Here is a 509-nt window from a genome sequence, read left to right on the forward strand (position 1 = left end):
GCAGGTGAAATGCATCATAAGCCAGATGGGGTTTGCGGACGGTGAAGTGATTGTCACTGGCAATATGGATGATAACGACAAGCAGGGGTTCGTCGCCACGCTTGAAAAGATGGTCGAAAAACGCGAGCGCCAGGGTAAGGAGATGTTCGTCGCCATCACGAAGGTATTGGGAGACGAAGAGTCGAAAGCCTTCTTTGAGGAAAATAAAGCGCACTATCCTGCGATGGATATCAAAATACCTTTCCTTACCGTTTATGAAACGCTTCGCTACAAACCTTACCAGTACGCGGAGAAGGTCAGCTGCCCGACGCTCGTGGTCGTGGCCGGAGACGATACGGTTAATGATCCTCAGCAGGGTATTGCGCTATACGAATCCGTCAGCGCCCAGGACAAGCGGCTCTATACCGAGCTGGGCGCAAAACATTATGATTTATATGATGGTAAGCATTTCGATAACGTCATTACCCAGCAGCTAGAATGGTTAACAAAGCGCTTATAAGCGCTGACTG

At 49.5% G+C, this 509-nt stretch carries 1 protein-coding gene; it reads left to right on the forward strand.

Annotation, left to right across the window (positions count from 1 at the left end; genetic code table 11):
- Nucleotides 1–499: alpha/beta fold hydrolase (locus RF647_RS19305; protein WP_368813145.1), on the forward strand; the 499-nt coding region annotated here is incomplete at its 5' end.
- Between the last annotated feature and the right edge of the window lie 10 nt (nucleotides 500–509).

This window comes from Kocuria sp. CPCC 205263 (assembly GCF_040981075.1).
Taxonomy (GTDB): Bacteria; Actinomycetota; Actinomycetes; order Actinomycetales; family Micrococcaceae; genus Kocuria; species Kocuria rosea.